Annotated in this window: 1 protein-coding gene; it reads left to right on the plus strand. The window is 66.9% G+C overall.

All coding sequences use genetic code 11. The features are described from left to right. Window positions 1-230: 230 nt before the first annotated feature. Window positions 231-1,216 (plus strand): glutathionylspermidine synthase family protein (locus ACYVDE_RS23405; RefSeq protein WP_460503934.1); only part of this gene is annotated, 986 nt, incomplete at its 3' end.

Consider the following 1,216-nt stretch of genomic DNA (forward strand, 5'->3'; position numbering starts at 1 on the left):
CGCGCCCCAGCTTCCGCAGCAGCGCGCCGGCCGGGCGCAGCAGCAGCTTTGGCAGCCGCGGCGGCTTCCGGGGATTTGGGGGGTAGTTTTTTTGACGGGGGTGTAATAGCACGTCATGCAGAGCGCAGCGAAGCGTCTTGCCCGCCACCACTAATCCTTTTTGATTGCATTGCGCGGGCACGATGCTTCGCTGCGCTCTGCATGACGCACTGATTTTCAAAACCCTACCAATGATAAACCTGCTTCCCCTTTCCGGTGACGTCTCACCCGCCGTGCGCTCGCTGGGCTGGGAATGGGCCATCGAAGATGCCTGCCAGCACTACGTGGCCCGCGAGGCCGTGCAGCTGCCCGAAACCGATGCTGAAACCCTACTGCAAGCCGCCGACACGCTCTACGACATGCTGGTGCAGGCCATTCCCGACGCGCTGCCCGATGATTTCCTGCGCCAGCTCGCCATTCCAGCCAACCTGTGGGGGGCCGTGCGCCACTCCTGGCACGACGAGCGGCACTGGCACCTCTACGGCCGCTTCGACCTGGCCCAGACGCCGGACGGCCCCAAGCTCCTCGAATTCAACGCCGACACCGCCACCAGCCTGCCCGAAACCGCCGTGGTGCAGTGGGCCAGCTTGGTAGCCGCCGGCCAAGCCACCGATGACCGCCAGGCCAACGGCCTGTTCGAGTGCCTCGAAGACCAGTTCCGCCACTGGCGCGGCCTCAACAATGAGTTGCAGGCCACTCTCCTGCTCGTGCACTTGCCCGACAGCGCCGAGGACGAAGCCAACTGCGCCGTGCTGGCCGAAGCCGCCCGCACCGCCGGTTTCGCCGATACCTACGTGTGCTCGGTGGATGCCATGCGCGTGTCGGTGGCTGGCGAGGACCGGGGCGTGTGGGCCGAAACCGTGCCCGGCCAGTGGCAGCGCTTCGACTTCCTGTTCAAGCTGGTGCCCTGGGAAATCCTGGCCGACGAGGAGCCCGCCCTCACCGCCGACCTCTGCGACCTGCTGCTCACCTGCAACGTCATCATCGCCAATCCGGCCTACACCCTGCTGTTCCAGAGCAAGGCGCTGCTGGCGCACCTCTGGGCCACTTTCCCGCACCACCCGCTGCTGCTCGAAGCCAGCCTCCAGCCACTCGCCGGCCACGGCGTGCGCAAGCCCGTGTTCGGCCGCGAGGGCCAGAACGTGGCCGAAATCACCTCCGACGGCCGCCCCGGGGC

This window comes from Hymenobacter agri, from assembly GCF_054778495.1.